Raw genomic sequence first — 22,093 nt, 5'->3', positions numbered from 1 at the left:
TTAGGAGCCTCCCACGCGCTTGGCGAGCGGCGCGCATCACGGCATGGTCCGCTCGATGGCCAAAGCCCCCGCTCCAAAGAAGAAGAAGCCCGCGCAGAAGCGGATCAGCCCCGCCGAGCGCGAACGAGTCGAAGTGCTGTTCCAGCGCTTCGAGAGCCTGGAGCTGCGGCCCAAGACCGAGCTGAACTACGCCAATCCCTATGAGCTGGTCACCGCCGTCGCCTTGTCGGCCCAAGCCACCGACGTCAGCGTCAACAAGGCCACCGACAAGCTGTTCAAGGTGGCCAACACGCCGGAGCAGATGCTGGAGCTCGGCGAGGCGGGCCTGATCCCCTACATCGCCTCGATCGGCCTCTACCGCACCAAGGCCAAGAACGTCATCGCCACGGCCAACATCCTGGTGAACCAGTACGGCGGCCAGGTTCCGTTGACCCGGGAGGCGCTGGAAAGCCTGCCCGGCGTCGGCCGCAAGACCGCCAGCGTGGTGTTGAACGAGCTGGACATCGAGCCGGCGATCGCCGTCGACACCCACGTCTTCCGCGTCTCGCACCGGCTGAAGCTGTCGACCGGCAAGACGCCGGACGCGGTCGAACAGGACCTGATGCGGATCGTACCGCCGCCCTACCAGACCCGCGCGCACCACTGGCTGATCCTGCACGGCCGCTATGTCTGCGTGGCGCGTCGGCCCAAGTGCGAGATCTGCAAGATCAGCGATCTGTGCCCATCGCGGGAGCTGTTCCTGGGGGCTTAGCCCAGCGCCCGCGTCACCGCCGCCGCGAAGGCCGCGCCCTTGTCGTGCGCGTGCTCCAGGAACAGGTCGGGCTCGATGGCCTCCAGCTCCATCAGCTGCGGCGTATGGTCGAGGCCCCGGATCAGGTCGACGCGGGCATAGGTCAGCGGCGCGCCGGCCGCCGCCAGCACCATCTCGGCCGCGCGCAGGGCTTCGGGCTCCGGCGCGATCTCGCTGACCCGGCCGCCGAACTGCGGCTGAACGCGGAAATCACCGCCGACCGCCACCTTGGTCACCGCGTGGCTGAAAACGCCGTCAAAATAGAACAGCGACAGCTCGCCTTCCTCGCCGACCGCCGGCAGGAACGGCTGGATCAGGGCCGGACCGGTCGGGCCGCCCTCCAGCGAACCGTGACGCTTGACCCGGATGGTCTCGTGCGAACCGGCCGAGACCTGCGGCTTGACCACCACCTCGTCGACCCCGAACGCGTCGAAGGCGGCCTGGACGGCCTCGGGAGTCAGCTGATCGTGGGCGTGCGTCGGCACGACCGGCGCGCCCTTGCCAGCCAGCTCGACCAGATAGGTCTTGGTCGAGTTCCAGCGCAGCACCGCTGGCGGATTGGCGACGCGAACCCCGGCCGCCTCCAGCGCGTCGAGCTTGGCGAACCATTCGGGCTGGCGGCCGTGATAGCCCCAGGCCAGCGACGGCATGACCAGCCGCGCTTGGTCCTTCTCGATCGCGTCGGTCCAGGGCTGGGCGGCGACGGCCAGGCCGTGGGCGCGCAGCGGCGCGGCCAGACGCTCGAACAGCTTCGCCCAGGCGTCGCCATAGCGGTGCTCGTCGCGAGCGGGGACCAGGAGCAGGACGTCGACCATCGGTTTACCCAGGCTTGGTAGGAAGGTCGCAGCTAGGATGTCGGGACGCCCGGAACAAGGCTCGCGTTGCCTTGCGGTCCCACTTCCTTTAATCGCCAAGTGTTTTCGGCCGCTTGGCCATGTTCTTTCAAAGGTTTGCTTCGCCCCATGACCGCGCTCTACGACGTCGCCGCCATCGGCAACGCCATTGTCGATGTCATCGCCCAATGCGACGACGCCTTCCTCGCGCGTGAGGGTCTGGTGAAGGGCTCGATGGCCCTGATCGACCCGGCCCGGGCGGCCAGCCTGTACGACGTCATGGCCGCGGCGATCGAAGCCTCGGGCGGCAGCGCCGCCAACACCGTGGCCGGCGTCGCCAGCTTCGGCGGCCGCGGCGCGTTTATCGGCAAGGTCGCCGACGACCAGCTGGGCTCGGTCTTCCGCCACGACATGAAGGCCATCGGCTGCGTCTTCACCACGCCCTCCCTGGCCGAGGGCCCCGCCACGGCGCAAAGCCTGATCAACGTCACCCCCGACGCCCAGCGCACCATGTCGACCTATCTGGGCGCCTGCGTCGAGCTGACCCCGGCCGACGTCGACCCGGCGATCATCGAAGCCGCCCAGTATTCTTATCTGGAAGGCTATCTGTTCGATCCGCCCGAAGCCCGCCGCGCCTTCGCCAAGGCCGCCGCGCTGAGCCACGGCGCGGGCCGCAAGATCTCGATGACCCTGTCCGACAGCTTCATGGTCGACCGCCACCGCGGCGCCCTGCTGGGCTTCATCGAAACCCAGTGCGACATCGTCTTCGCCAATGAGGACGAGGTCTGCTCGTTGTTCAAGACCACCGACTTCGACGCCGCCGTGAAGGCCCTGGCCGCGCGCAGCGAGATCGCCGCCGTCACCCGGGGCGAAAAGGGCTCGGTGGTGGCCGCCGGCGGGCAGCTGCATGAAATCTCGGCCTACCCCGTCGAAAAAGTCGTGGACACGACCGGCGCGGGGGACCAATACGCGGCCGGTTTCCTCTACGGCCTCTCGCAGGGTCGCCCGCTGCCGGTCTGCGGCCAGCTGGGCAGCCTGGCCGCCGCCGAGGTGATCAACCACTACGGTCCGCGTCCGCAGGTCAGCCTGCGCGAGTTGGCCGCCCAAAACGGCCTCTAAGGCAAGAACGGACTGTAGGATTCAATGGCCCGCACCGCTGAAGTGGTCCGCGAGACGAAGGAGACCCAGATCCGGGTCTGGATCGATCTCGACGGGACCGGCGCCTCGACGATCTCCACCGGCATCGGTTTCTACGACCACATGCTGGAGAGCTTCGCGCGTCACGGCGGCTTCGACCTGAAGGTCGAGACCAAGGGCGATCTGCACATCGACATGCACCACACGGTCGAGGACACGGGCATCGTGCTGGGCCAGGCGATCAACAAGGCGCTGGACGGCTTCAAGGGCATCCGCCGCTTCGGCCACGCCTATATCCCGATGGACGAGACCCTGACGCGCTGCGCCATCGACCTGTCCAATCGGCCGTACCTGATCTGGAAGGTCGACTTCAAGCGGCCCAAGGTCGGCGAGATGGACACCGAACTCTTCAAGGAGTTCCACCACGCGTTCGCGATGAACGTCGGGGCGTGCGTCCATCTGGAGACCCTGTACGGCGACAACACCCACCACGTCGCCGAGAGCGGCTTCAAGGCCCTGGCCCGGGCGCTGCGTCAGGCGGTCGAGATCGACCCCAAGACTGGCGGCCAGGCTCCGTCCACCAAGGGCGTGCTGTAGGAACCTGATTTCATGCAGACCGTCGCCCTGATCGATTACGGGTCGGGCAACCTGCGTTCGGCCGAAAAGGCCCTGCGCGAGGCGGCCCGCCGCTCCGCGATCGACGCCGACATCGTTGTCACCGCCGATCCCGACCTTGTCGCCAAGGCCGATCGCGTCTTCCTGCCCGGCGTCGGGGCCTTCGCCTCATGCCGCGCGGGCCTCGACGCGTCCGGCGTCTACGACGCGATGAACACCGCCGTGCACGGCCGGGGCGTTCCGTTCCTGGGCATCTGCGTCGGCCACCAGCTGCTGGCCAGCGAAGGCCTGGAGTTCGGCGTCACCCCCGGCCTCGACTGGATCGCCGGCCAGGTGAAGAAGCTGGAGCCCGCCGACCCGGCCCTGACCATCCCGCACATGGGCTGGAACGCCGTGACCCTGGTCCGCGACCATCCCCTGTTCGCCGGCGTCGAAAGCGGCGCCCACATGTACTTCGCCAACTCGTTCGCCCTGACGGTCGCCGACCCGGCCGACCTGGTCGCGATCACCGATCATGGCGGTTCGTTCACGGCGGCTGTGGCCAAGGGCAATGTCGCCGGCGTACAGTTCCACCCCGAAAAATCACAAGCTTCAGGGCTCGCCCTGCTCGCCAACTTCCTGGAATGGCGCCCATGATCCTCTATCCCGCCATCGACCTGAAGGACGGCCAGTGCGTACGCCTGCTGCACGGCGACATGGAAAAGGCCACGGTCTTCAACACCTCGCCCGCCGACCAGGCCCAACGCTTCGTCAAGGACGGCTTCTCGTGGCTGCACGTCGTCGACCTGAACGGCGCCATCCAGGGCAAGTCGGTCAACACCACGGCCGTGGAATCCATCCTGGAGTCGATCTCCATCCCGGTGCAGCTGGGCGGCGGCATTCGCACGCTTGAAGGCGTCGAAAGCTGGATCGAGGCCGGCGTGTCGCGGGTCATCCTCGGCACCGTGGCCGTGCACGATCCCGAGCTGGTCAAGAAGGCCGCCCGCCTGTGGCCCGAGCAGATCGCCGTGGCGGTCGACGTCCGTGACGGCAAGGTCGCCGTCGACGGCTGGACCGGCCTTTCGGACCTGTCGGCGATCGACCTGTCGCGCCGCTTCGAGGACGCCGGGGTCGCAGCCCTGATCATCACCGACATCAGCCGCGACGGGGCCCTGACCGGCGTCAATGTCGAGGGCGTGGGCGAGCTGGCCGACGCCGTCTCGATCCCGGTTATCGCCTCGGGCGGTGTCGCCTCGGTGGCCGACATCGAGCGGCTGAAGGCCCGCAAGGGCGTCGAGATCGCTGGCGCCATCCTGGGCCGTTCGCTCTACGCCGGCACCATCAAGCCATCCGAAGCCCTGATCGCGGCGGTCGCCTGATGCTGAAGACCCGGATCATTCCCTGCCTCGACGTGAAGGACGGGCGGGTGGTCAAGGGCGTCAACTTCGTCTCCCTGCGCGACGCCGGCGACCCGGTGGAGCAGGCCCGCGCCTATGACGCCGCCGGCGCCGACGAACTGATGTTCCTGGATATCACCGCGTCCAGTGAAGGCCGCGGCCTGATCCTGGATGTCATCTCGCGCACGGCCGAGGTCTGTTTCATGCCGGTCTCGGTGGGCGGCGGCGTGCGGCAAGTGTCGGACATGCGCCGCCTGCTGCTGGCCGGCGCCGACAAGGTCTCGGTCAACACCGCCGCGGTCGAGAACCCCGACCTGATCGCCGGCGGCGCCGACGCCTTCGGGGCCCAGTGCGTGGTCGTCGCCATCGACGCCAAGGCGCGCGAAGACGGCTCGGGTTGGAACGTCTGGACCTATGGCGGCCGCAGAGACACCGGGATCGACGTGGTCGAATGGGCCGCCAAGGTGGTCGAGCGCGGCGCGGGCGAGATCCTGCTGACCTCGATGGACCGCGACGGGGCCAAGATCGGCTACGATATTCCGCTGCTGAAGGCGGTGACCGGCGCGGTGACCGTCCCGGTGATCGCCTCGGGCGGCGCGGGCAAGACCGAACACCTGGTGGAAGCCGCCCGCGACGGTCACGCCGCCGCCGTGCTGGCCGCCTCGATCTTCCACTTCGGTGAGATCAGCATCGGCGAGGCCAAGCAGGCCATGGCCGACGCGGGCATTCCCGTGCGCCTGGATGCGCTGAAGGGGGCCGCATGAGCGCCCGCCTGACCGCTGTCCTGGAGCGCCTGGCCGCGACCATCGAAAGCCGCAAGGGCGGCGACCCGACCGCGTCCTACACCGCCAAGCTGCTGAACGATCCGGCCCTGGCCGCCAAGAAGCTGGGCGAGGAAGCGGTGGAGACGGTGATCGCCGCCGTGGCGCTCAAGTCGCAAGAAGGGGGCCCCGACGCCCTGGCGGCCGAAAGCGCCGACCTGCTGTACCACTGGCTGGCCCTGATGGCGGCTTCGGGCGTGTCGCTGGACGCGGTGGCCGAGAAGCTGGAGGCCCGCGAAGGGACTTCCGGGATCGCCGAAAAGGCGTCGCGCGGGACCTAGCTCAGCAGCTTGCTCAGCAAGGTCGAATGCAGGCTCCAGCCCAGGAACCCCGCCAGGCCCATCACGACCCCTATCGCGCCGAAAACCCAGGCCGCCCAAAGCGCCGCGGGCGTCTCGGTCAGGGCTGCCACCGCCGCGATCGAGACGGCGATGGAGATCAGGGCGTCCGACGCGTCGAACTGGTCGTCATGAACATTGAGCGCGTCATACTGCGTCTGGAAGCCCTCGGCCTTGGTCTTCAGGGTGGGAGCCTCGGCCTTGTACTTGGCGATCTCCGTCTCCAGCCGCGCCGTCTCGGCTCCGACAGCCGCCGCCGCGCGAGCGTCGCCCGCCAACGCCAACAGCCGCACCTGGGCCAGGGCCGTCTCATCGACATGCAGCTTGGACTTGGTGGCCTGGTATTCGTTCCAGGCGTCGACATTGCTGGATTGCGCCTGCTGCATGGCCTGAACGATGTTGCCGTCTTTGACGCCCGCCAGTCCCATGAAGATCGACAGACCGACGACGGTGATCGCCACCCGCTGGTTCAGCCGCTTGTCCTTGGCCTCGGCCCCGATTTCGATGTCCATGCGCGCTCCAGGTCTCCAATCCGCAGCTTGGCCACGATCATGGCGAGGACGGGGCGGTCTAGAGCTTTCGTTTCAGCGCCACGTACAGCGCGCCCTCGCCGCCGTGCCGCTGGTCGGCCGTCGACACCCCGGCGATCATTTCCCGAACGCCGGGTCCGGCCAGCCATTCGGGGGTCCGCTGCTTCAGCACCCCGTGCCCGATCTTGCCCTTGCCGGTGATGACCAGAACGGCGCGGTGGCCGTCGTCATAGGCCCGACGGATGAAGGCCTCGAGCGTGGCGCGGGCCTGGTCCTGGTCGAGGCCGTGCATGTCGAGCCGCGCGCCGATCGGGTCATGCGCCTTGACGATGCGGCGCTTGCGGTTGGGCTCGATACCCTCCGCCGGGCCCTTGGGGATCTTCGGCGCGGCCGGCTTCAGCTCTTCCGGACTCACCCGCAGCGGCGCGATCGACGCCAGGTGGGTCGGCGGGTCCAGCGGGATGGCCGTGGCGGTCTTCACCGGCCGGATCCGGGCCTTGCTGCGCATCTTCTCGGGCTTCTCGGCGACGCGCGGCGTCACGGTCGAGGCGACCAGCTTCCAGAGGCGGCGGTCATCCTCGGGTCCGGGCTCGGGTCCGGGCGGCGGCTTCCTGGCCACGCTACGATTGCGGGTTCGGCACGAGCCGGTAGAGGCGCAGGGCGTGGCGCACCCGGCCGGCCTCGGCGCCGGCGGCCGAGCCGGTGCCCATGTAGAGGTCGGCCCGGACGTCACCCTTGATCGCCCCGCCGGTGTCCAGCGCCACGGCCAGGCGGCGATAGGTGGGGAAGGCGCCCGAGAGCTTCGGGGCGGCGGCGTCCAGCCAGTAGAGGCCGCCCATCGCGTGGCGGCTCGGATCGACGGCGATGGCCCGGCCGGCCGGCAGCGGCACGCCGGCGGCGCCCACGGGCTCCTTGCCGTCATCGGCGGCCATCTTGAAGAACACATAGCGCGGATTCAGCTGCATGATCGCATCGGCATCGGGACCTCGATGGGCCGCTAGCCAAGCGCGGATCGCGTCGCCCGAGGTGTTGTTGTCGGGCAGCAAACCTCGGTCGCGCATGGCGTTGGCGATGCCAACGAATGGCTTGCCGTTCGAACCGGCGAAAGCGGCCCGCACCCGGCGGCCATCGGGCAGGACCAGCACGCCCGAGCCCTGAATCTGCAGGAAGAACAGCTCCTCGGGCCGCATCCAGGCCAGCGGCTTGTCGGTCGGAACCGCCTCGATGGCGGCGCGGTCGGGATAGGGCACGAAGGTCGGGCCCTCGACGTGGCCGGTGATCTTCTTGCCGACGAAGGCGGGCTCGAACGCGCCGAGGTCCAGCACCACCAGGTCGGCCGGCAGGCCCCGCACCGGTACGCTGAACTCGTCGTTGCGCGACATCCGCGCGTCGTATTGCGGGGCGAAATAGGCGGTCAGCAGGCCTTCGTCACCCACCGGTTCGGGCCGGAAATTGGCCTCGAGGAACAGGCGCGCGCCCTGTTCGTCCTGGATCCCGCTGCCCCGCGCCAAGCCGCAGGTCCGGGCCATGGCCGGTTCCTTGGCTACGCCGCAGCCGGCGCGAAAGGCGTTCAGGGCGGCCAGATGGTCCTCTTCGCCCCAGCCTGCCAGGCTGGAGAACGACAGCGCCGTCGGCGGTATGGTCGAAACCGGCGGCGGAACGGTCGTCGGGAACGACGGCCCGGGTCCGGTCGCCACCGGCGGACGCGGCGTCACCGAGCTGGCGCAGGCGCTGACCAGCAGCGCCGCGGCGAGAGCCAGCGGCGCGAAGACGGACGAGGTCGAAACGCGGACCATCACGCCTCGGCGGCGGCCACGAACGAGAGGAACCAGTTCGGATTGGCGCTCTTGACCTCGCGTTCGAAGGTCCAGAGCTCGGCCGTGCGACGGTCGTCGACGCCTTCACCGCGCTCGTCCTTGGTGCGGGTCCGCACCTCGGCCAGGATCCGCACGACCGCCTTGGCGATGTCGCCGACCACGTCGATCTTCTCGAGATCCAGGCGCGGCGCGGTCAGGAACTCGACCTTCTCGCTGCGACCGGCGGCTTCACGCGCCGCCATGGCCTGCTCGAAATTGCTCATCACCTCGGGCGCCAGCAGCGGCTTCAGCGTCTCACGGTCGCCTTCGGCATAGGCCTTGACGATCTGCTCGTACGCCGAGCGGGCTCCGGCCAGGAACTTGGTCGGGTCGAAGTCCGGCTGCTTGGACTTCAGCACCGCCACGCCTTCCGTCCGCAGGGCCGGGTGGGCGTCGACCGGCGCGCTCCCGCCGCCCGGCTGCGCCGTCGCGGGCGCGTCCTCGGGCTGGCGACCGACGCGGCGGCCGAGCGTGGCGTAGAGCTGATACAGAACGACCGCGGCGACCGCGGCGAGAAACAGGATCTGGAGCACTTCGAGGTCCGTCAGCGGGCTTTGGGGCCCAGGATATCATGTCTATATAGGCGAGACGCGCTCTCTCGTCAGGCGCCTGACATTGCGCCAGACAGGCCCTCATGGTAGCAGCGCCCACCTTTCTTCAGGCGTTCTAGCCGCCGATTACGGATTTTATCCTAATGACCGACACCACCGCCCCCGAGGCGACTTCGGAAGAGACCGCGGGGCAATCGGGCATCCGCATCCTGGCCCAGTTCGTTCGTGACTTCTCGTTCGAGAATCCGCTGGCCCCCGACAGCCTGCGCGCCGGCGCGGCCCAGCCCGCCATCGACATGGGCGTCGAGATGAACGCCCGCGGTCGTCCTGACGGTCTGTTCGAAGTCGACCTGAAGCTCTCCGCCCGCGCCCTGCGCGACGAGCAAGCGGTGTTCCACGTCGAAGTCGTCTATGGCGGCCTGTTCCACATCGAAGGCGTCAGCGAGGCCGATCTCGAGCCGGTGCTGCTGATCGAGTGCCCGCGCTTCCTGTTCCCGTACGCCCGTCGCCTGATCTCGGACGTGACGGCCGAGGGCGGTTTCCCGCCGTTCCTGATCGACCCGATCGATTTCGCCGGCGTCTACGCGGCGCGCAAGGCTCAAGCCGAAGGCCAAGTGGTCGGCAACGCCTAATCCAGGCGCGCCGCAGAAATGAAGAGGCCCGGTCAGTGATGACCGGGCCTCTTTTCTTTACGGCTGCAGCCGATAGCCGCCCATCTCGGTGATCAGAATCCGCGCCACAGCGGGATCCGGCTCGATCTTCTGGCGCAGGCGGTAGACGTGGGTTTCCAGGGTGTGGGTCGTTACCCCGGCGTTGTAGCCCCAGACCTCGGTCAGCAGCTCCTCGCGCGATACCGGCTTGGAGCCGGCGCGATAGAGGTACTTCAGGATATTGGTTTCCTTCTCGGTCAACCGCACCTTCTTCTGCTTCTCGTCGACCAGCAGCTTGGCGGACGGGCGGAACTCGTACGGACCGATGCGGAACAGCGCGTCTTCCGAAGCTTCGTAGCTGCGCAGCTGGGCGCGGATGCGGGCCAGCAGCACGCCGAAGCGGAAGGGCTTGGTGACATAGTCGTTAGCGCCGGACTCCAGGCCCAGGATCGTGTCGCTGTCGCTGGCCGCCGCCGTCAGCATGATCACCGGGGCGGTTACCCCGTTCTTGCGCATCAGCCGGCAGGCCTCACGGCCGTCCATGTCGGGCAGGTCGACGTCCAGCAGGATCAGATCGGGCTTGATCTCGCGCGACATTCGCACGCCCTCGCCGGCGCTCGCAGCCTCGGCGACCGCGAATTCCTCGTGCAGGGCCAGCTGCTCGGCCAAGGCGCCGCGCAGGTCGTCGTCGTCGTCGATCAGCAGAAGGGTCTTGCGTTGCGCCATAAGGCGAAACATGCACCGCTGCGGCCCCCGGGGACAACCCCGAGCGAGGCCTTAAGTCCGAGGAGTCGTCCTTCGATGCTGTTCCGCGCCCATGTCGATGGCCACTTCGAACTGGATGGACGCATCTTGCGCTGCGCGATCGGCAAGACGGGCGCGATCGCGGCGGCCGACAAGCGCGAGGGCGACAGCAAGAGCCCGCTCGGAACCTGGCCCATGCGCGAGGTGTGGTATCGGCCAGACGTCTATCCGAACGGCCCGACCACCGCCCTGCCCCTTCGCGCCACCCGGCCCGAGGACGGCTGGTGCGACGCTCCCGACGATCCGAACTACAACCGGCCCGTCACCCTGCCCTATGCCGCCAGCGCCGAGCGGATGTGGCGCGACGACCCCGTCTACGACCTGGTGGTGATCCTCGGCCACAACGACGACCCGCCGATCCCGGACATGGGCTCGGCGATCTTCATGCACCTGGCGCGGGAGGGCTATCCAGGGACGGAAGGGTGCGTGGCGTTGGCGCGGGCGGACTTGGAAGCGGTGTTGGCGGCGGCGAAGCCTGGAGACGCGGTCGAGATCGTCGCCGACTAGGCGTAATCGCGGCGTCCAAAGATCGCCGAGCCCACCCGCACCGAGGTCGCGCCCTGGGCGATCGCCGTCTCGAAGTCGTCGCTCATGCCCATCGACAACTTCTCGATCCCATTGCGCGCGGCGATGGTCCGCAACAGTGCGAAATGTGGCGCGGGGTCGGCGTCGACGGGCGGGATGCACATCAAGCCTTCGATCGCCAGACCATAGGTCGTCCGGAAAGCGGCGATGAAGGCGTCGGCGTCAGCGGGCGTGACCCCGGCCTTCTGCGGCTCCTCGCCGGTATTGACCTGGACATAGAGGCGCGGCGCCTTGCCGACCCTTTCGATCTCGTCGGCCAGGGCCCTGGCCAGTTTCTCGCGGTCGAGCGTCTCGATCACATCGAAAAGGCCGACGGCCTCGCGAACCTTGTTGGTCTGCAGCGGGCCGATCAGGCGCAGCTCAAGCCCTTCGCGGCGGTCCCCCCAGCGTTCCATCGCTTCCTGGACGCGGTTCTCGCCGAACACTTTCTGTCCCGCCGCCAGTACGGGCGCGATATGCTCCCAGGGCTGGGTCTTGGAAACGGCCACCAGCGTCGTCGATCCCGCCGGCCGGCCGGCGCGGGTCTCGGCGGCGGCGATGCGGTCGCGGATCTCGGCGAGGGCTTGCGACTGGGCGAGCGACATGGGGGAACGGCCTTGCACGACGTGAGCGAACTGGAAGTCCTGTCTAGTGCGGCCGCGACCTTCCCGCCAAGGACCGCGCGCGGCGTGACCTTGCCGAACCTGCTGTTCTTCACCGATCCAGCCCGGGTTCCGGACCCCACGACCGTGGCCGAGCGCCTGCCGCGCGGGGCCGGGATCGTGTTCCGGGCCTTCGGCGCGCCGGACGCGGTCGAGCAGGGCCGCCGCCTGCGGACGATCGCCACCGAACGCGGCCTGCTGCTGCTGGTCGGGGCTCACGCCAACCTGGCCGAAGGCATCGGCGCCGACGGCCTCCACATGCCCGAGCGCCTGGCGGCCGACATTCCCCGCCTGCGGGCCGAGCACGCCCGCTACCTGATCACGGTCGCCGCGCATGACGAGCGCGCCGTGCGGGCGGCGGAACGGGCCGGAGCGGATGCGGTCGTCGTTTCGCCGGTCTTTCCCAGCAACAGCCCGTCAGCGGGAGACCCGCTGGGTGTCGAGGCCGTAAAGGATCTGGTTTCGATTACCACCCTGCCCGTCTACGCCCTGGGCGGCGTGCGAGCGCGTACGGTCACGCAGCTGATCGGCGGCGGACTTGTCGGGATCGCGGCGGTGGAAGCCCTGGCGGGCTAGCCGAACCTAGAACTTGAAGGCGGTTTCCAGGCGGACACGCGGCGCGGGGTCGGGCTGCTGGGCCTTGCGGGCGGCCAGGGCCGGGTTGTTCTCGCCCAGGCTGACGGCGCCGCCGACGCGGATCGACGGGGTCACCTTGAAATAGGCGCCGGCCTGCACGTCCTGCAGTTCCATTTCGCGGCTGGTCGGCTGGTCGAGGTCGAGCTTCAGGCCCCAGCGGCCCTTCTTGGCGTCCCAACGCAGGGTGCGCTTGTCATCCTGCGGGTATTGGACGCCGGCGGCGGCGCTGGTGAAGTCGTTCTTCACACTGAAATCGGGCGCAACAGCGTGCGGTTTGGCCTGGGCGAACGCGCTCGCCGCCGATCCCGTCAGGATCAGCGCGGCAGCCCCGGCCAAGAAGAAACGCGTCGCGACCATCGCTACTCGCCGCCCATACTCTGTTGTCCCCACCCATCCCATATAGGAACGAGCCCTTACATTGCGATTAAAGGCTTGGCCGGAACGCGGTCAACCGGCCATTGGTCGCACTTCGGGCTGAATTGGGCGATTCAATCGACTCCTGTGGCGACGAGGTCACGCGATTCCTGTTTTGAGGCGGCGTAGCCATGCTATAGACCGGCTCCCGGCCGCGGGGGCGCGCCAGGATGCGCGAAGCCGCGTCGGCGAGACATTGGAGCGAGGTACTATGGCGTTTGAGCGTGGGTCTGTGATGCGCGGCGTCGCCGCGGGCGTCCTGGCTCTGTCCCTGCTGGGCGTGTCGGCCTGCAGCAGCAACAAGCCCCCGAAGACGTTCTCGACGCAAAGCGACGAACCGGGCCTGAACCCGTTCAAGCGCTTCGGCGGCGGCAACAAGGCTCCGGCCTCCGAGGGTTCGATCGGCGTCAATGGGTATCTGTGGCGCGCCAGCCTGGACACCCTGGCCTTCATGCCCCTGGCCTCGGCCGACCCGTACGGCGGCGTGATCGTCACCGACTGGTACGTGAACCCCGAGACCCCCGCCGAGCGCTTCAAGGCCACGGTTTACATTCTCGACACCCGCCTGCGCGCCGACGGCCTGAACGTTACGGTGTTCAAGCAGTCGAAGGATATCAACGGCGCCTGGGTCGATGCTCCGGTCGCCGACCAGACCGCCACCGACATCGAAAACGCGATCCTGACCCGCGCGCGTCAGCTTCGTCTTTCGAACATCAAGGGCTAAGGCCCCAGGGGTCCTCTTCCAGGCGAAGAGGACCCTGACGCCCTATTTTCTCAGCGCGCTCCAGCCGCGAAACCGCATAACTTGTCGCGGACGCGCTTCTTGAGCGCGCTTCTCCGTATCAAGATCCTGGTTTCCGATGGCCCGCTACAATCCCAAAGACACCGAGCCCAAATGGCGTGACGCCTGGGCCAAGGCCGACGTCTTCAAGACCGGCGAAATCAACGACGGCCGTCCGAAATACTACGTGCTCGAGATGTTCCCGTATCCGTCGGGCCGCATCCACATGGGCCACGTCCGCAACTACGCCATGGGCGACGTGGTGGCCCGCTACAAGCGCGCCCAAGGCTTCAACGTCCTGCACCCGATGGGCTGGGACGCGTTCGGCATGCCGGCCGAGAACGCCGCCATGGAGCGCGGCGTCCATCCCAAGGGCTGGACCTACGACAACATCGCCGCCATGCGCGAGCAGCTGAAATCGCTGGGCATTTCGGTCGATTGGTCGCGCGAGTTCGCCACCTGCGACCCGGAATATTACGGCAAACAGCAGGCCTGGTTCCTGCGCCTGTTGAAGCGCGGCCTGGTCTATCGCAAGGAAGCCTCGGTCAACTGGGACCCGGTCGACATGACCGTCCTGGCCAACGAACAGGTCATCGACGGCAAGGGCTGGCGCTCGGGCGCGACGGTCGAGAAGCGCAAGCTGACCCAGTGGTTCCTGCGGATTACGGACTATGCCGACGCCCTGATCGACGGCCTGAAGACCCTGGACCGCTGGCCCGACAAGGTTCGCCTGATGCAGGAGAACTGGATCGGCCGCTCCAAGGGCCTGCGCTTCAAGTTCCAGTTTGAGGGCGAAGCGCCCGACGGCATGGCCGAAGGGCTGGAGGTCTACACCACCCGTCCCGACACCCTGTTCGGCGCCAGCTTCGTCGGCATTGCCCCCGAGCATCCGCTGGCCGAACGCCTGGCGATCGAGAACCCCGAGATCCAGCAGTTCGTCGCCGACTGCCGCAAGGGCGGCACCTCGGAGGCCGAGATCGAGAGCGCCGAGAAGCTGGGATATGACACCGGCCTGCGGGTCAAGCACCCGCTGGATCCGTCGATCACCCTGCCCGTCTGGATCGCCAACTTCATCCTGATGGACTACGGGACCGGCGCGATCTTCGCCTGCCCGGCCCACGACCAGCGCGACCTGGATTTCGCCCGCAAGTACGACCTGCCGGTGCTGCCGGTGGTGCTGCCGACCGGCGAGGACCCCGCGACCTTCCAGGTCGGCAAGGAGGCCTATGTCGGCCCCGGCAAGATCTTCAATTCGGAATTCCTGGACGGCATGGACGTCGAGGCCGCCAAGGCCGAGGCTGTCGCCCGCATCGAGAAGGCCGGCCAGGGCCAGGGCGCGACCGTCTACCGCCTGCGCGACTGGGGCATTTCGCGCCAGCGCTATTGGGGCTGCCCGATCCCGGTCATCCACTGCGAGGCCTGCGGCGTCGTGCCCGTGCCGGAAGACCAGCTGCCGGTCGCCCTGCCCGAGGACGTCACCTTCGACAAGCCGGGCAACCCTTTGCTGCGCCACCCGACCTGGCGGCACACCACCTGTCCCTCGTGCGGCGGCAAGGCCGAGCGTGAGACCGACACTCTGGACACCTTCATCGACTCCAGCTGGTACTTCGCCCGCTTCGCCGACACCCATGCGGCCGAGCCAGTCGGCAAGGCCGCGGCCGATTATTGGCTGGCGGTCGACCAGTATATCGGCGGCGTCGAGCACGCGATCCTGCACCTGCTGTACGCCCGCTTCATTACCCGCGCCCTGAAGGACGAGGACCTGCTGTCGGTCGAGGAACCGTTCGCGGGCCTGTTCACCCAGGGCATGGTCACCCACGAGGCCTACAAGAACGAGGCCGGCGACTGGGTTGAGCCGTCGGAGGTGGTGATCACCGCCGAGGGCGCCAGCCGCACCGCCAAGCACGCCAAGACCGGCGCGCCGATCGTCATCGGCGACATCGAGAAGATGTCGAAGTCCAAGAAGAACGTCGTCGCGCCGGAAGACATCTTCGAGGCCTATGGCGTCGACTCCGCGCGTCTGTTCGTGATGAGCGACAGTCCGCCCGAGCGCGACGTCCAATGGACGAACTCGGGCGTCGAGGGCTCCTGGCGCTTCACCCACCGCCTGTGGAACGAGTTCGACAGCCAACCGGCCGGCGATTTCGCCCAGGACGAGACCGACGAAGCGGCCCTGGCCCTGCGCAAGGCGGCCCACAAGCTGATCGGCTTCGTCACCGACAGCATCGAGGGCTTCCGCTTCAACAGCGGCGTGGCGCGCCTGTACGAATTCCTGAACGCGCTGAAGGCCGCGCCCGCTGAAGGCGCATCGAACGGCGTCCTGGCCGCTCGCGCCGAGGCCCTGAACATCCTGGCCCGCCTGGTCGCACCGTTCACGCCGCACCTAGCCGAGGAAGCCTGGGCCAAGATCGGCGGCGAAGGCATGGTCGTCAACGCGCCCTGGCCCAAGGCCGATCCGGCTCTGGCCACCGACGACGAGCGCGTCCTGCCGATCCAGATCAACGGGAAGCGTCGGGGCGAGATCAAGGTCAAGGCCGGCGCCTCGGACGACGAGGTTCAGAAAATCGCTCTGGCGGATCCGAACGTCCTGGCCCACCTTGAGGGTGTCACGGTCCGCAAGGTGATCGTGGTCAAGGACCGTATCGTCAACATCGTGGCCAATTGAGACCGATGAAACGCAACCTGCTGATTGTCGCCCGAACCTTCGCGATCGCGGCGCTGTCGATGACGGTCCTGTCGGCCTGCGCCGGCTTCACGCCCCTGTATGGCCGTCCCGGCGTCGAGGGCGGCCTTGCCAGCATCGAGACCATCGCGGCCGAGGGCCGAGGCGGCTATCTGCTGCGCGAACAGCTAGATGACGCCCTGGCTCACCGCCAGGGCGACCCTGTCGCCTACAAGCTGGCGTTCGGCGTCAACGAGCAGCGCTTCGCCCGCGGCGTGCGCTTGGATAATGTCGCCAATCGTTATGAACTGCGGATGTCGGTCACCTGGCGCCTGCTCGACGCCCGCACCGGCGCCGAAGCGCACAAGGGTCTGACCGAGGTCTCGGTGACCTACGACTCCGCCGACCAGCCCTACGCCGCCATCGCGGCCCAGCAAGATGGCCAGGAGCGGGCCGCGACCGAGGCCGCGCGCAAGATCCAGCTGGACCTCGCCACCTGGCTGGCGGGCAAGAAGCCGGCCTAGGCTATGATTCTCTCCAAGCGTCCGGATGTCGAACGCTTCCTCAAGGAGCCGACCCCGGACATCCGGGCCGTGGTGCTGTACGGCAAGGACCGGGGCGTGGTGCGCGATCGCGCCAATGCCTTGGCCAAGCGCGTGGTCGAGCGCCCCGACGATCCCTTCGACACCGCCCAGCTGACCGACGGCGACCTCGACAGCGATCCGGCCAAGCTGGAAGACGAGCTGTCGGCCCAGTCGATGATGGGCGGCCGCCGCCTGGTGCGCCTGCGCCTGTCCGGCGAGAAGGCCGGTCCGGACAGGCAGGCCGCCGAGGCCCTGACCCGCCACGTCGAGGGTCAGCTCAATCCCGACGCCTTCTTCCTGGTCGAGGCCGGGGCCCTGGGCCGCGAGTCCCAGCTGCGCAAGGTCGCCGAGAAGGCCAACGGCTGCGCGGTCATCCCCTGCTACGAAGACGAGGCCGGCGATCTGGCCCGGCTGACGCGCGACACACTGGCCAACGACAAGGTCAGCCTGAACGGCGAGGCGCTGGACCTGTTCGTTTCACGCCTGCCCAAGGAGCGCGGCGTCGCCCGCGCCGAGATCGAGCGCCTGGCGCTCTATCTGGGTCCGAACAGCGGCGTCAACGCCACCGCCGCCGACCTCACCGACTTCCTGGGCGTCGAGCCCGAAGCCTCGCTCAGCGACGCGGCCGCCGACGCGTTCGGCGGCAAGGCGGGCGCGGCCCAGACCGCCCTGCGCCGCGCCGCGGCCGAGGGCGAAGGCGGTCCAGCCGCCGTTCGGGCCATGGGCTACTATCTGGGCCGCCTGCGCCGCGTGCTGACCTTGCACAAGAACGGCGTCGACCTGCAGGCCGCCGCCAAGGCCGCCGGCGTCTTCTGGAAACAGGAGCGCGAGTTCCTGCGCCAGGCCCGGGCCTGGAACCTGGAAGCCATCCTCGACATCCAGGGCGAGGTCCTGACCGCCGACCGCGCCTGCAAGACTTCCGGCTCGCCCGATCAGCTGATCGCCGAGCGTCTGGCGTTAATGATCGCCGGTCGCGCGCGGCGACTGGGGCTGTAGCCCGAAAAGGCCCAAAACAGGCCCTTTGCGCGCCTGTGGACAGCTTTCAAGAAACCCTTACGCGACAAGTGCTTGCGTCAAAAAACACTGTGAACCGCCCTCGCCTCACGAAAACGACGCCTCCCGGGCTACGGAAAGGCGCCGTTCTGTGCGCCACAGAGGCGATTTTGCCGGAGCATTTTGAGCCCCGAAATCCGCTCCCTTGCACGCTTTTAGGTGCGTCCGATCAGACCCCTCGGGTCAGGCGGTTGCAGAGGTCGTCGAGCTGCTCGAGCGTCGCATAGGTGATGGTCAGGGTTCCGGTCGAGCCACGATGGTCGATCGACACGTCGAGACCCAGGACCGACGACAGGTCGGCCTCCAGGGCCTGGGTGTCGGTGTCCTTGACCCGCGGCGGACGGCCGCCCTTGTTCTTGGCCGGACGCGGATCCGGCGCCTTGCGGGCCAGGGCCTCGGTCTCGCGAACCGACAGGCCGCCGTCGATGATCTGCTTGGCGAGGCCCGCCGGATCGGCCGAGGCGGCGATGGCGCGGGCATGACCGGCCGACAGCTCGCCGCTGACCAGGTAGGACTGCACCTCGTCCGGTAGGGCCAGCAGACGCATGGTGTTGGCCACGTGGCTGCGACTCTTGCCGATGGTCTGGGCGATGTTCTCCTGGGTGCGGTCGAACTTCTCCATCAGCACCTTGTAGGAGAGCGCCTCTTCCAGAATGTTCAGGTCGGCGCGCTGGACGTTCTCGATGATGCCGATTTCCAGCACCGCCAGGTCATCCAGCTCGCGGATCATGATCGGCACGGCGCGCAGGCCGGCGCGCTGGGCCGCACGCCAGCGACGTTCGCCGGCGACGATCTGGTATTCGCCCGGCGCGTCGGGGGCCGGCCGCACCAGGATTGGCTGCAGCACGCCCTTTTCGCGGATCGAATTGGCCAAATCCTCGAGATCGTCTTCTTTGAATGTGCGGCGCGGCTGATCCGGATTGCGCTTCAGCAGTTCGATCGGCGCGTCCCTCGACCCGCCGGCGTGATCGCCCGGCGCCTGGGCCGGCGCGGCGTCGACCTCGCCCAGCAGGGCGGACAGCCCGCGTCCCAGACCACGACGCCCTTCGGCCATACCCGGCTCTCCCACCACGACGGACTCCATCATATTCTCAGTCAAGCTTAGGTTCGGTACTCAGAACTTCAGGTCAGGCCGCCTTGGCCTGACGGTCGCGCTCGCGGCTGATCACCTCGCGAGCCAGCTTCAGATAGGCTTGGCTGCCGGCGCACTTCAGGTCGTACAGTAGCACCGGCTTGCCGAAGGACGGGGCCTCCGAGACGCGGACGTTACGCGGAATGACCGCGTCATAGACCTTGTCGCCGAAGTGGGTCCGCACGTCCTTGGCCACCTGTTCCGACAGGCTGTTGCGGCGGTCGTACATGGTCAGCACCACGCCCTGGATCTCCAGGTGCGGATTGAGGCTGCCGCGCACCCGCTCGATGGTCCGCATCAGCTGGGTCAGGCCCTCCAGGGCAAAGAACTCGCACTGCAGGGGCACGAACACCGCGTCGGCGGCGGTCATGGCGTTGACGGTCAGCACGTTCAGCGACGGCGGGCAGTCGATCAGCACATAGGTGTAGGGCCCGTTGGCGCGCAGAGGCTCCAGGGCGTCGCGCAAGCGGTAGGACCGGCGTGCGGTCTGACCCAGTTCGATCTCGATGCCCGACAGGTCGGCGTCGGCCGGTATGACCTCCAGGCCCGGGAGCTCGGTCTTGACGGCGGCGTCGACCACGGGGGACTCGCCCATCAGCACGTCATAAAGGGTGGTGCGGCGCGCCGTGCGGCCGATGCCGAGGCCCGTCGAACAGTTGCCTTGCGGGTCGGCGTCGATCAGCAGCACACGTTCCCCGCAAGCCGCGAGGGCGGTGCCCAGATTGATCGCGGTCGTGGTCTTGCCCACCCCACCCTTCTGGTTGGCGATGGCGAGCACGCGGAGAGGATTAGCGGACACGGGAAAGCCTCTTCACTTGAACGATGCGGCCGCGAGGGTCGCTTTGGCTAGGTCGTAGCTCACTGGCGAACTTCCAAGCGCGAGAGGCTTCGGAAAGCTCGGCCGCGACATCCTGTCCCTTCAGGAACAGGCCGATCGCGCCACGGTACAGATAGGGTTCGGCGAAGCCGAGAAGCTTGGTCATCGGCGCGCAGGCCCGCGCGGTGACGACATCGACCTTCAGCTTCAGCGACTCGGCGCGGACATTGTGGATCTCGACCGGCAGATCCAGCGCGGTGGCGGCCACCTCGAGGAAGCGGCAGCGCTTGGCCATGCTCTCCACCAGATGAACCTTGGCGCCCTCCCTGCCCTTCAGCAGTATGGCCAGCACGACTCCGGGCAGACCCGCACCCGCGCCGAGGTCGGCCCAGGTCAGGGCCTCCGGCGCCAGGTCGAGAAGCTGGGAGCTGTCCAGGGCGTGGCGAGTCCAGTAGGTGGCGATGGTCAGCGGCCCGACCAGGTTCATGACCGCGTTCCATTCGGCCAGCAGCTCCTGGTAGCGGGCCAGATCGGCGAGCTGGGCGTCGCTGACCCCGGTCAGGGCCTGATAGCCCACCGCGTCCAGGACAGGTTCGGGGGCGAGTCCGACTTCACCCTCGGAGACGTCAGGCTGCACGGCTGCGTCGCACGTGGGCCAGCAGCGCGGTCAGCGCGCCAGGTGTCACGCCCTCGATACGAGCCGCCTGGCCCAGGGTCAGCGGCCGCACGCGCTTCAGCTTCTCGCGGACCTCGTTCGACAGGCTGCCGACATTGGCATAGTCGAGGTCGGCCGGCAGGCGCAGATCCTCGTCCTTGCGGAGCGACTCGGCGTCAGCGCGCTGACGGTCGAGGTAGCCGGCATAGGCCGCCTCGATCTCGATCTGCTCGCGGACATCGGTGTTCCACGTGAAAACTTCGGGCCAGACACGGCCGAGGTCGTCCAGCGAGACGTCCGGATAGGCCAGCATGGCGAACAGGTCACGGCGGACGCCATCGCTGTTGACCTTGAACCCCGCCTTCACTGCCTCGTTCGGCGTCAGGCTGACGGACCGCGCGAAGGTGCGCGCCGCTTCCAGGCGCGCCCGCTTCTCGGCCCAGGCCTTGGCGCGAACCTCGCCCACGACACCGAGTTCGATCCCGCGGTCGGTCAGGCGCTGATCGGCGTTGTCGGCGCGCAGGGTCAGGCGGAACTCTGCCCGACTGGTAAACATCCGATAGGGTTCCGTGACGCCCCGGGTGACCAGGTCGTCGATCATCACGCCGATATAGGCTTCATCCCGCGCGAACACAGCCGGCTCCCTGCCCTGCACGGCCAGGGCCGCGTTCAGACCAGCGACCAGGCCTTGGGCCCCTGCTTCTTCGTAGCCCGTCGTGCCGTTGATTTGGCCGGCCAGGTACAGGCCCGGCAGGCGCTTGGTTTCCAGCGTGGCGTAGAGCTCGCGCGGATCGACATAGTCATATTCGATCGCATAGCCATAGCGCTTGACCTCCACGGCCTCGAGGCCGGGGATGGTGCGCAGGAACAGCAGCTGGGTCTCTTCCGAGACGGAGGTCGAGATCCCGTTCGGATAGACTGTGGTGTCGTCCAGGCCCTCGGGCTCCAGGAACACCTGATGGCTGGCCTTGTCGGCGAAGCGGACAACCTTGTCCTCAATCGACGGGCAATAGCGTGGCCCGATGCCCGTGGCGCGGCCGCCATAGACAGCGGACTCGCCCAGACGATCGGCGATGATCTGGTGGGTCTCGGCGGTCGTGAAGGTGATGCCGCAGGCGATCTGCGGCGTCTCGATACGGTCGTTCAGGAACGAGAACGGCACGGGCTGGTCGTCACCCGGCTGCATCTCCAGCCGGTCCCAGGCGATGGTCGCGCCGTCGAGACGCGCGGGCGTACCGGTCTTCAGCCGGCCCATGTGGAAATCCAGGCCATAAAGACGGTCCGACAGGCCGATCGACGGCTGGTCACCGACACGGCCGGCGGGGGTGCGGGTCTCGCCCAGATGGATCAGGCCCTTCAGGAAGGTGCCGGTCGTCAGGATTACACGTGAAGCGCGGTACGACCGCCCTTCCCCGTCGATCGCGCCGGCGACCTTGCCATCTTCGACAATGAGGTCCTCGGCGGCGGCGGCGATGATGTCGAGGTTTTCCGTGGCGGCCAGCTCGGCCTGCATCGCTTCGCGATAGAGCTTGCGATCGATCTGAGCGCGTGGCCCGCGAACGGCCGGGCCCTTCGAGCGGTTCAGCATCCTGAACTGGATGCCGGCCTTGTCGGCCATACGGCCCATGAGGCCGTCTAGAGCGTCGATCTCGCGGACCAAGTGGCCCTTGCCCAGGCCGCCAATGGCCGGGTTGCAGGACATTTCGCCGATGGTTTCCAGCTTGTGGGTCAGCAGCAGGGTGCGGGCGCCGGCACGCGCCGAGGCGGCCGCCGCCTCGCAGCCGGCGTGACCGCCGCCGATGACAATGACATCCCAGGTGTTGGACAACGAA

Annotated in this window: 26 protein-coding genes; 14 read left to right on the top strand and 12 right to left on the bottom strand. The window is 68.0% G+C overall.

The annotated features are described in order from the left end of the window. The first annotated feature begins 43 nt into the window (after positions 1-43). On the top strand, positions 44-751 hold the full coding sequence (gene nth, locus ASC70_RS23520; protein ID WP_056055421.1) for an endonuclease III: 708 nt from the start codon (positions 44-46) through the stop codon (positions 749-751). Here the strand turns inward: nth and ASC70_RS23515 are convergent. Beyond that, positions 748-1,605 carry a RimK family alpha-L-glutamate ligase gene (locus tag ASC70_RS23515; protein ID WP_056055418.1) on the bottom strand — a complete coding sequence of 286 codons (858 nt, stop codon included), beginning with the start codon at positions 1,603-1,605 and terminating at the stop codon, positions 748-750. The genes nth and ASC70_RS23515 overlap by 4 nt on opposite strands. Before the next feature lie 147 nt (positions 1,606-1,752). On the opposite strand from ASC70_RS23515, the gene ASC70_RS23510 reads away from it, so the two are divergent. Genes ASC70_RS23510 through ASC70_RS23485 form a run of 6 tightly spaced genes read left to right on the top strand, consistent with a single transcriptional unit; the run spans position 1,753 to position 5,853 of the window. After that, positions 1,753-2,742, top strand: coding sequence for an adenosine kinase (locus tag ASC70_RS23510; RefSeq protein WP_056055415.1), 990 nt, complete (start codon positions 1,753-1,755; stop codon positions 2,740-2,742). Between the two features lie 24 nt (positions 2,743-2,766). Next, the gene (gene hisB, locus ASC70_RS23505; protein ID WP_047413828.1) at positions 2,767-3,357 is read left to right on the top strand and encodes an imidazoleglycerol-phosphate dehydratase HisB; all 591 of its coding nucleotides are present in this window, start codon (positions 2,767-2,769) and stop codon (positions 3,355-3,357) included. Between the two features lie 12 nt (positions 3,358-3,369). Then, on the top strand, positions 3,370-4,011 hold the full coding sequence (gene hisH, locus ASC70_RS23500; RefSeq protein WP_056055412.1) for an imidazole glycerol phosphate synthase subunit HisH: 642 nt from the start codon (positions 3,370-3,372) through the stop codon (positions 4,009-4,011). After that, positions 3,999-4,733 (top strand): 1-(5-phosphoribosyl)-5-[(5-phosphoribosylamino)methylideneamino]imidazole-4-carboxamide isomerase, encoded by a 735-nt coding sequence (gene hisA / locus ASC70_RS23495; protein WP_162247262.1) that lies wholly within the window; start codon positions 3,999-4,001, stop codon positions 4,731-4,733. Before hisH ends, hisA begins: the two co-directional genes overlap by 13 nt. Further along, the gene (hisF, locus tag ASC70_RS23490) at positions 4,733-5,515 is read left to right on the top strand and encodes an imidazole glycerol phosphate synthase subunit HisF (RefSeq protein WP_056055409.1); all 783 of its coding nucleotides are present in this window, start codon (positions 4,733-4,735) and stop codon (positions 5,513-5,515) included. The genes hisA and hisF overlap by 1 nt, the downstream gene beginning before the upstream one ends. Continuing rightward, positions 5,512-5,853 (top strand): phosphoribosyl-ATP diphosphatase, encoded by a 342-nt coding sequence (locus ASC70_RS23485; RefSeq protein ID WP_056055407.1) that lies wholly within the window; start codon positions 5,512-5,514, stop codon positions 5,851-5,853. Before hisF ends, ASC70_RS23485 begins: the two co-directional genes overlap by 4 nt. On the opposite strand, the gene ASC70_RS23480 is transcribed toward ASC70_RS23485, so the two are convergent. Genes ASC70_RS23480 through timA form a run of 4 tightly spaced genes read right to left on the bottom strand, consistent with a single transcriptional unit; the run spans position 5,850 to position 8,844 of the window. Beyond that, positions 5,850-6,422 carry a DUF4337 domain-containing protein gene (locus tag ASC70_RS23480; RefSeq protein ID WP_056055404.1) on the bottom strand — a complete coding sequence of 191 codons (573 nt, stop codon included), beginning with the start codon at positions 6,420-6,422 and terminating at the stop codon, positions 5,850-5,852. The genes ASC70_RS23485 and ASC70_RS23480 overlap by 4 nt on opposite strands. Before the next feature lie 58 nt (positions 6,423-6,480). Beyond that, entirely contained in the window at positions 6,481-7,059 is a 579-nt protein-coding gene (locus ASC70_RS23475) for a Smr/MutS family protein (protein WP_056055400.1), read from the bottom strand. Between the two features lies 1 nt (position 7,060). Beyond that, positions 7,061-8,236, bottom strand: a complete 1,176-nt coding sequence (locus tag ASC70_RS23470; RefSeq protein ID WP_056055397.1) for a murein transglycosylase A — start codon at positions 8,234-8,236, stop codon at positions 7,061-7,063. Continuing rightward, entirely contained in the window at positions 8,236-8,844 is a 609-nt protein-coding gene (timA, locus tag ASC70_RS23465) for a TIM44-related membrane protein TimA (protein WP_082539530.1), read from the bottom strand. The genes ASC70_RS23470 and timA overlap by 1 nt, the downstream gene beginning before the upstream one ends. Before the next feature lie 146 nt (positions 8,845-8,990). Here timA and secB point away from each other — a divergent pair, with 146 nt between their 5' ends. After that, positions 8,991-9,479, top strand: a complete 489-nt coding sequence (gene secB / locus ASC70_RS23460) for a protein-export chaperone SecB (protein ID WP_047413837.1) — start codon at positions 8,991-8,993, stop codon at positions 9,477-9,479. Positions 9,480-9,536: 57 nt separating this feature from the next. On the opposite strand, the gene ASC70_RS23455 is transcribed toward secB, so the two are convergent. Continuing rightward, positions 9,537-10,223 carry a response regulator transcription factor gene (locus tag ASC70_RS23455; protein WP_047413838.1) on the bottom strand — a complete coding sequence of 229 codons (687 nt, stop codon included), beginning with the start codon at positions 10,221-10,223 and terminating at the stop codon, positions 9,537-9,539. A 75-nt stretch (positions 10,224-10,298) separates the two neighbouring features. Here ASC70_RS23455 and ASC70_RS23450 point away from each other — a divergent pair, with 75 nt between their 5' ends. Continuing rightward, positions 10,299-10,808 (top strand): L,D-transpeptidase, encoded by a 510-nt coding sequence (locus tag ASC70_RS23450; RefSeq protein WP_056055390.1) that lies wholly within the window; start codon positions 10,299-10,301, stop codon positions 10,806-10,808. Here ASC70_RS23450 and ASC70_RS23445 read toward each other — a convergent pair. Continuing rightward, positions 10,805-11,470, bottom strand: a complete 666-nt coding sequence (locus tag ASC70_RS23445) for a YggS family pyridoxal phosphate-dependent enzyme (protein WP_056055387.1) — start codon at positions 11,468-11,470, stop codon at positions 10,805-10,807. The genes ASC70_RS23450 and ASC70_RS23445 overlap by 4 nt on opposite strands. 12 nt (positions 11,471-11,482) lie before the next feature. On the opposite strand from ASC70_RS23445, the gene ASC70_RS23440 reads away from it, so the two are divergent. Then, a complete protein-coding gene (locus ASC70_RS23440; RefSeq protein WP_200939194.1) occupies positions 11,483-12,103 on the top strand; it encodes a thiamine phosphate synthase in 621 nt (206 codons plus the stop codon). 6 nt (positions 12,104-12,109) lie between these two features. On the opposite strand, the gene ASC70_RS23435 is transcribed toward ASC70_RS23440, so the two are convergent. Continuing rightward, positions 12,110-12,520 carry an NtrZ family periplasmic regulatory protein gene (locus ASC70_RS23435; RefSeq protein ID WP_162247261.1) on the bottom strand — a complete coding sequence of 137 codons (411 nt, stop codon included), beginning with the start codon at positions 12,518-12,520 and terminating at the stop codon, positions 12,110-12,112. Positions 12,521-12,773: 253 nt separating this feature from the next. On the opposite strand from ASC70_RS23435, the gene ASC70_RS23430 reads away from it, so the two are divergent. The 4 genes from ASC70_RS23430 (at position 12,774) to holA (ending at position 17,600) form a co-directional block, all read left to right on the top strand. Then, a complete protein-coding gene (locus ASC70_RS23430; RefSeq protein ID WP_082009465.1) occupies positions 12,774-13,301 on the top strand; it encodes a DUF3576 domain-containing protein in 528 nt (175 codons plus the stop codon). Between the two features lie 136 nt (positions 13,302-13,437). Continuing rightward, positions 13,438-16,023, top strand: coding sequence for a leucine--tRNA ligase (gene leuS / locus ASC70_RS23425; RefSeq protein WP_056055381.1), 2,586 nt, complete (start codon positions 13,438-13,440; stop codon positions 16,021-16,023). Positions 16,024-16,082: 59 nt separating this feature from the next. Next, the gene (lptE, locus tag ASC70_RS23420; RefSeq protein ID WP_156396304.1) at positions 16,083-16,544 is read left to right on the top strand and encodes an LPS assembly lipoprotein LptE; all 462 of its coding nucleotides are present in this window, start codon (positions 16,083-16,085) and stop codon (positions 16,542-16,544) included. Between the two features lie 3 nt (positions 16,545-16,547). Beyond that, positions 16,548-17,600 (top strand): DNA polymerase III subunit delta, encoded by a 1,053-nt coding sequence (holA, locus tag ASC70_RS23415; protein ID WP_056055376.1) that lies wholly within the window; start codon positions 16,548-16,550, stop codon positions 17,598-17,600. A gap of 226 nt (positions 17,601-17,826) precedes the next feature. On the opposite strand, the gene ASC70_RS23410 is transcribed toward holA, so the two are convergent. From ASC70_RS23410 to mnmG, 4 genes are read right to left on the bottom strand one after another with little or no spacing between them, the layout of a single operon-like run. Continuing rightward, complete coding sequence (locus ASC70_RS23410) at positions 17,827-18,741, bottom strand: ParB/RepB/Spo0J family partition protein (protein ID WP_047413848.1); 915 nt, start codon at positions 18,739-18,741, stop codon at positions 17,827-17,829. 43 nt (positions 18,742-18,784) lie between these two features. Next, entirely contained in the window at positions 18,785-19,588 is an 804-nt protein-coding gene (locus ASC70_RS23405) for a ParA family protein (protein WP_047413849.1), read from the bottom strand. Further along, complete coding sequence (gene rsmG, locus ASC70_RS23400; RefSeq protein WP_056055373.1) at positions 19,578-20,243, bottom strand: 16S rRNA (guanine(527)-N(7))-methyltransferase RsmG; 666 nt, start codon at positions 20,241-20,243, stop codon at positions 19,578-19,580. Before rsmG ends, ASC70_RS23405 begins: the two co-directional genes overlap by 11 nt. Continuing rightward, positions 20,233-22,089, bottom strand: a complete 1,857-nt coding sequence (gene mnmG, locus ASC70_RS23395; protein WP_082539529.1) for a tRNA uridine-5-carboxymethylaminomethyl(34) synthesis enzyme MnmG — start codon at positions 22,087-22,089, stop codon at positions 20,233-20,235. The genes rsmG and mnmG overlap by 11 nt, the downstream gene beginning before the upstream one ends. Positions 22,090-22,093: the final 4 nt, after the last annotated feature.

This window comes from Caulobacter sp. Root343, assembly GCF_001425745.1.
GTDB lineage: Bacteria > Pseudomonadota > Alphaproteobacteria > Caulobacterales > Caulobacteraceae > Caulobacter.
The sequence above is the reverse complement of the archived record's forward strand: the minus strand, read 5'-3'. Positions and strand labels throughout refer to the sequence as shown.

Bases quoted from the DNA above. Each gene is read 5' to 3' on its own strand.
- hisA (WP_162247262.1), top strand. From the start codon at position 3,999: ATGGCGCCCATGATCCTCTATCCCGCCATCGACCTGAAGGACGGCCAG.
- ASC70_RS23510 (WP_056055415.1), top strand. From the start codon at position 1,753: ATGACCGCGCTCTACGACGTCGCCGCCATCGGCAACGCCATTGTCGAT.
- hisB (WP_047413828.1), top strand. From the start codon at position 2,767: ATGGCCCGCACCGCTGAAGTGGTCCGCGAGACGAAGGAGACCCAGATC.
- ASC70_RS23410 (WP_047413848.1), bottom strand. From the start codon at position 18,741: ATGGAGTCCGTCGTGGTGGGAGAGCCGGGTATGGCCGAAGGGCGTCGT.
- ASC70_RS23515 (WP_056055418.1), bottom strand. From the start codon at position 1,605: ATGGTCGACGTCCTGCTCCTGGTCCCCGCTCGCGACGAGCACCGCTAT.
- holA (WP_056055376.1), top strand. From the start codon at position 16,548: ATGATTCTCTCCAAGCGTCCGGATGTCGAACGCTTCCTCAAGGAGCCG.
- hisH (WP_056055412.1), top strand. From the start codon at position 3,370: ATGCAGACCGTCGCCCTGATCGATTACGGGTCGGGCAACCTGCGTTCG.
- ASC70_RS23455 (WP_047413838.1), bottom strand. From the start codon at position 10,223: ATGGCGCAACGCAAGACCCTTCTGCTGATCGACGACGACGACGACCTG.
- ASC70_RS23435 (WP_162247261.1), bottom strand. From the start codon at position 12,520: ATGGTCGCGACGCGTTTCTTCTTGGCCGGGGCTGCCGCGCTGATCCTG.
- ASC70_RS23445 (WP_056055387.1), bottom strand. From the start codon at position 11,470: ATGTCGCTCGCCCAGTCGCAAGCCCTCGCCGAGATCCGCGACCGCATC.
- leuS (WP_056055381.1), top strand. From the start codon at position 13,438: ATGGCCCGCTACAATCCCAAAGACACCGAGCCCAAATGGCGTGACGCC.
- nth (WP_056055421.1), top strand. From the start codon at position 44: ATGGTCCGCTCGATGGCCAAAGCCCCCGCTCCAAAGAAGAAGAAGCCC.
- lptE (WP_156396304.1), top strand. From the start codon at position 16,083: ATGACGGTCCTGTCGGCCTGCGCCGGCTTCACGCCCCTGTATGGCCGT.
- ASC70_RS23480 (WP_056055404.1), bottom strand. From the start codon at position 6,422: ATGGACATCGAAATCGGGGCCGAGGCCAAGGACAAGCGGCTGAACCAG.
- ASC70_RS23470 (WP_056055397.1), bottom strand. From the start codon at position 8,236: ATGGTCCGCGTTTCGACCTCGTCCGTCTTCGCGCCGCTGGCTCTCGCC.
- ASC70_RS23485 (WP_056055407.1), top strand. From the start codon at position 5,512: ATGAGCGCCCGCCTGACCGCTGTCCTGGAGCGCCTGGCCGCGACCATC.
- secB (WP_047413837.1), top strand. From the start codon at position 8,991: ATGACCGACACCACCGCCCCCGAGGCGACTTCGGAAGAGACCGCGGGG.
- hisF (WP_056055409.1), top strand. From the start codon at position 4,733: ATGCTGAAGACCCGGATCATTCCCTGCCTCGACGTGAAGGACGGGCGG.
- ASC70_RS23450 (WP_056055390.1), top strand. From the start codon at position 10,299: ATGCTGTTCCGCGCCCATGTCGATGGCCACTTCGAACTGGATGGACGC.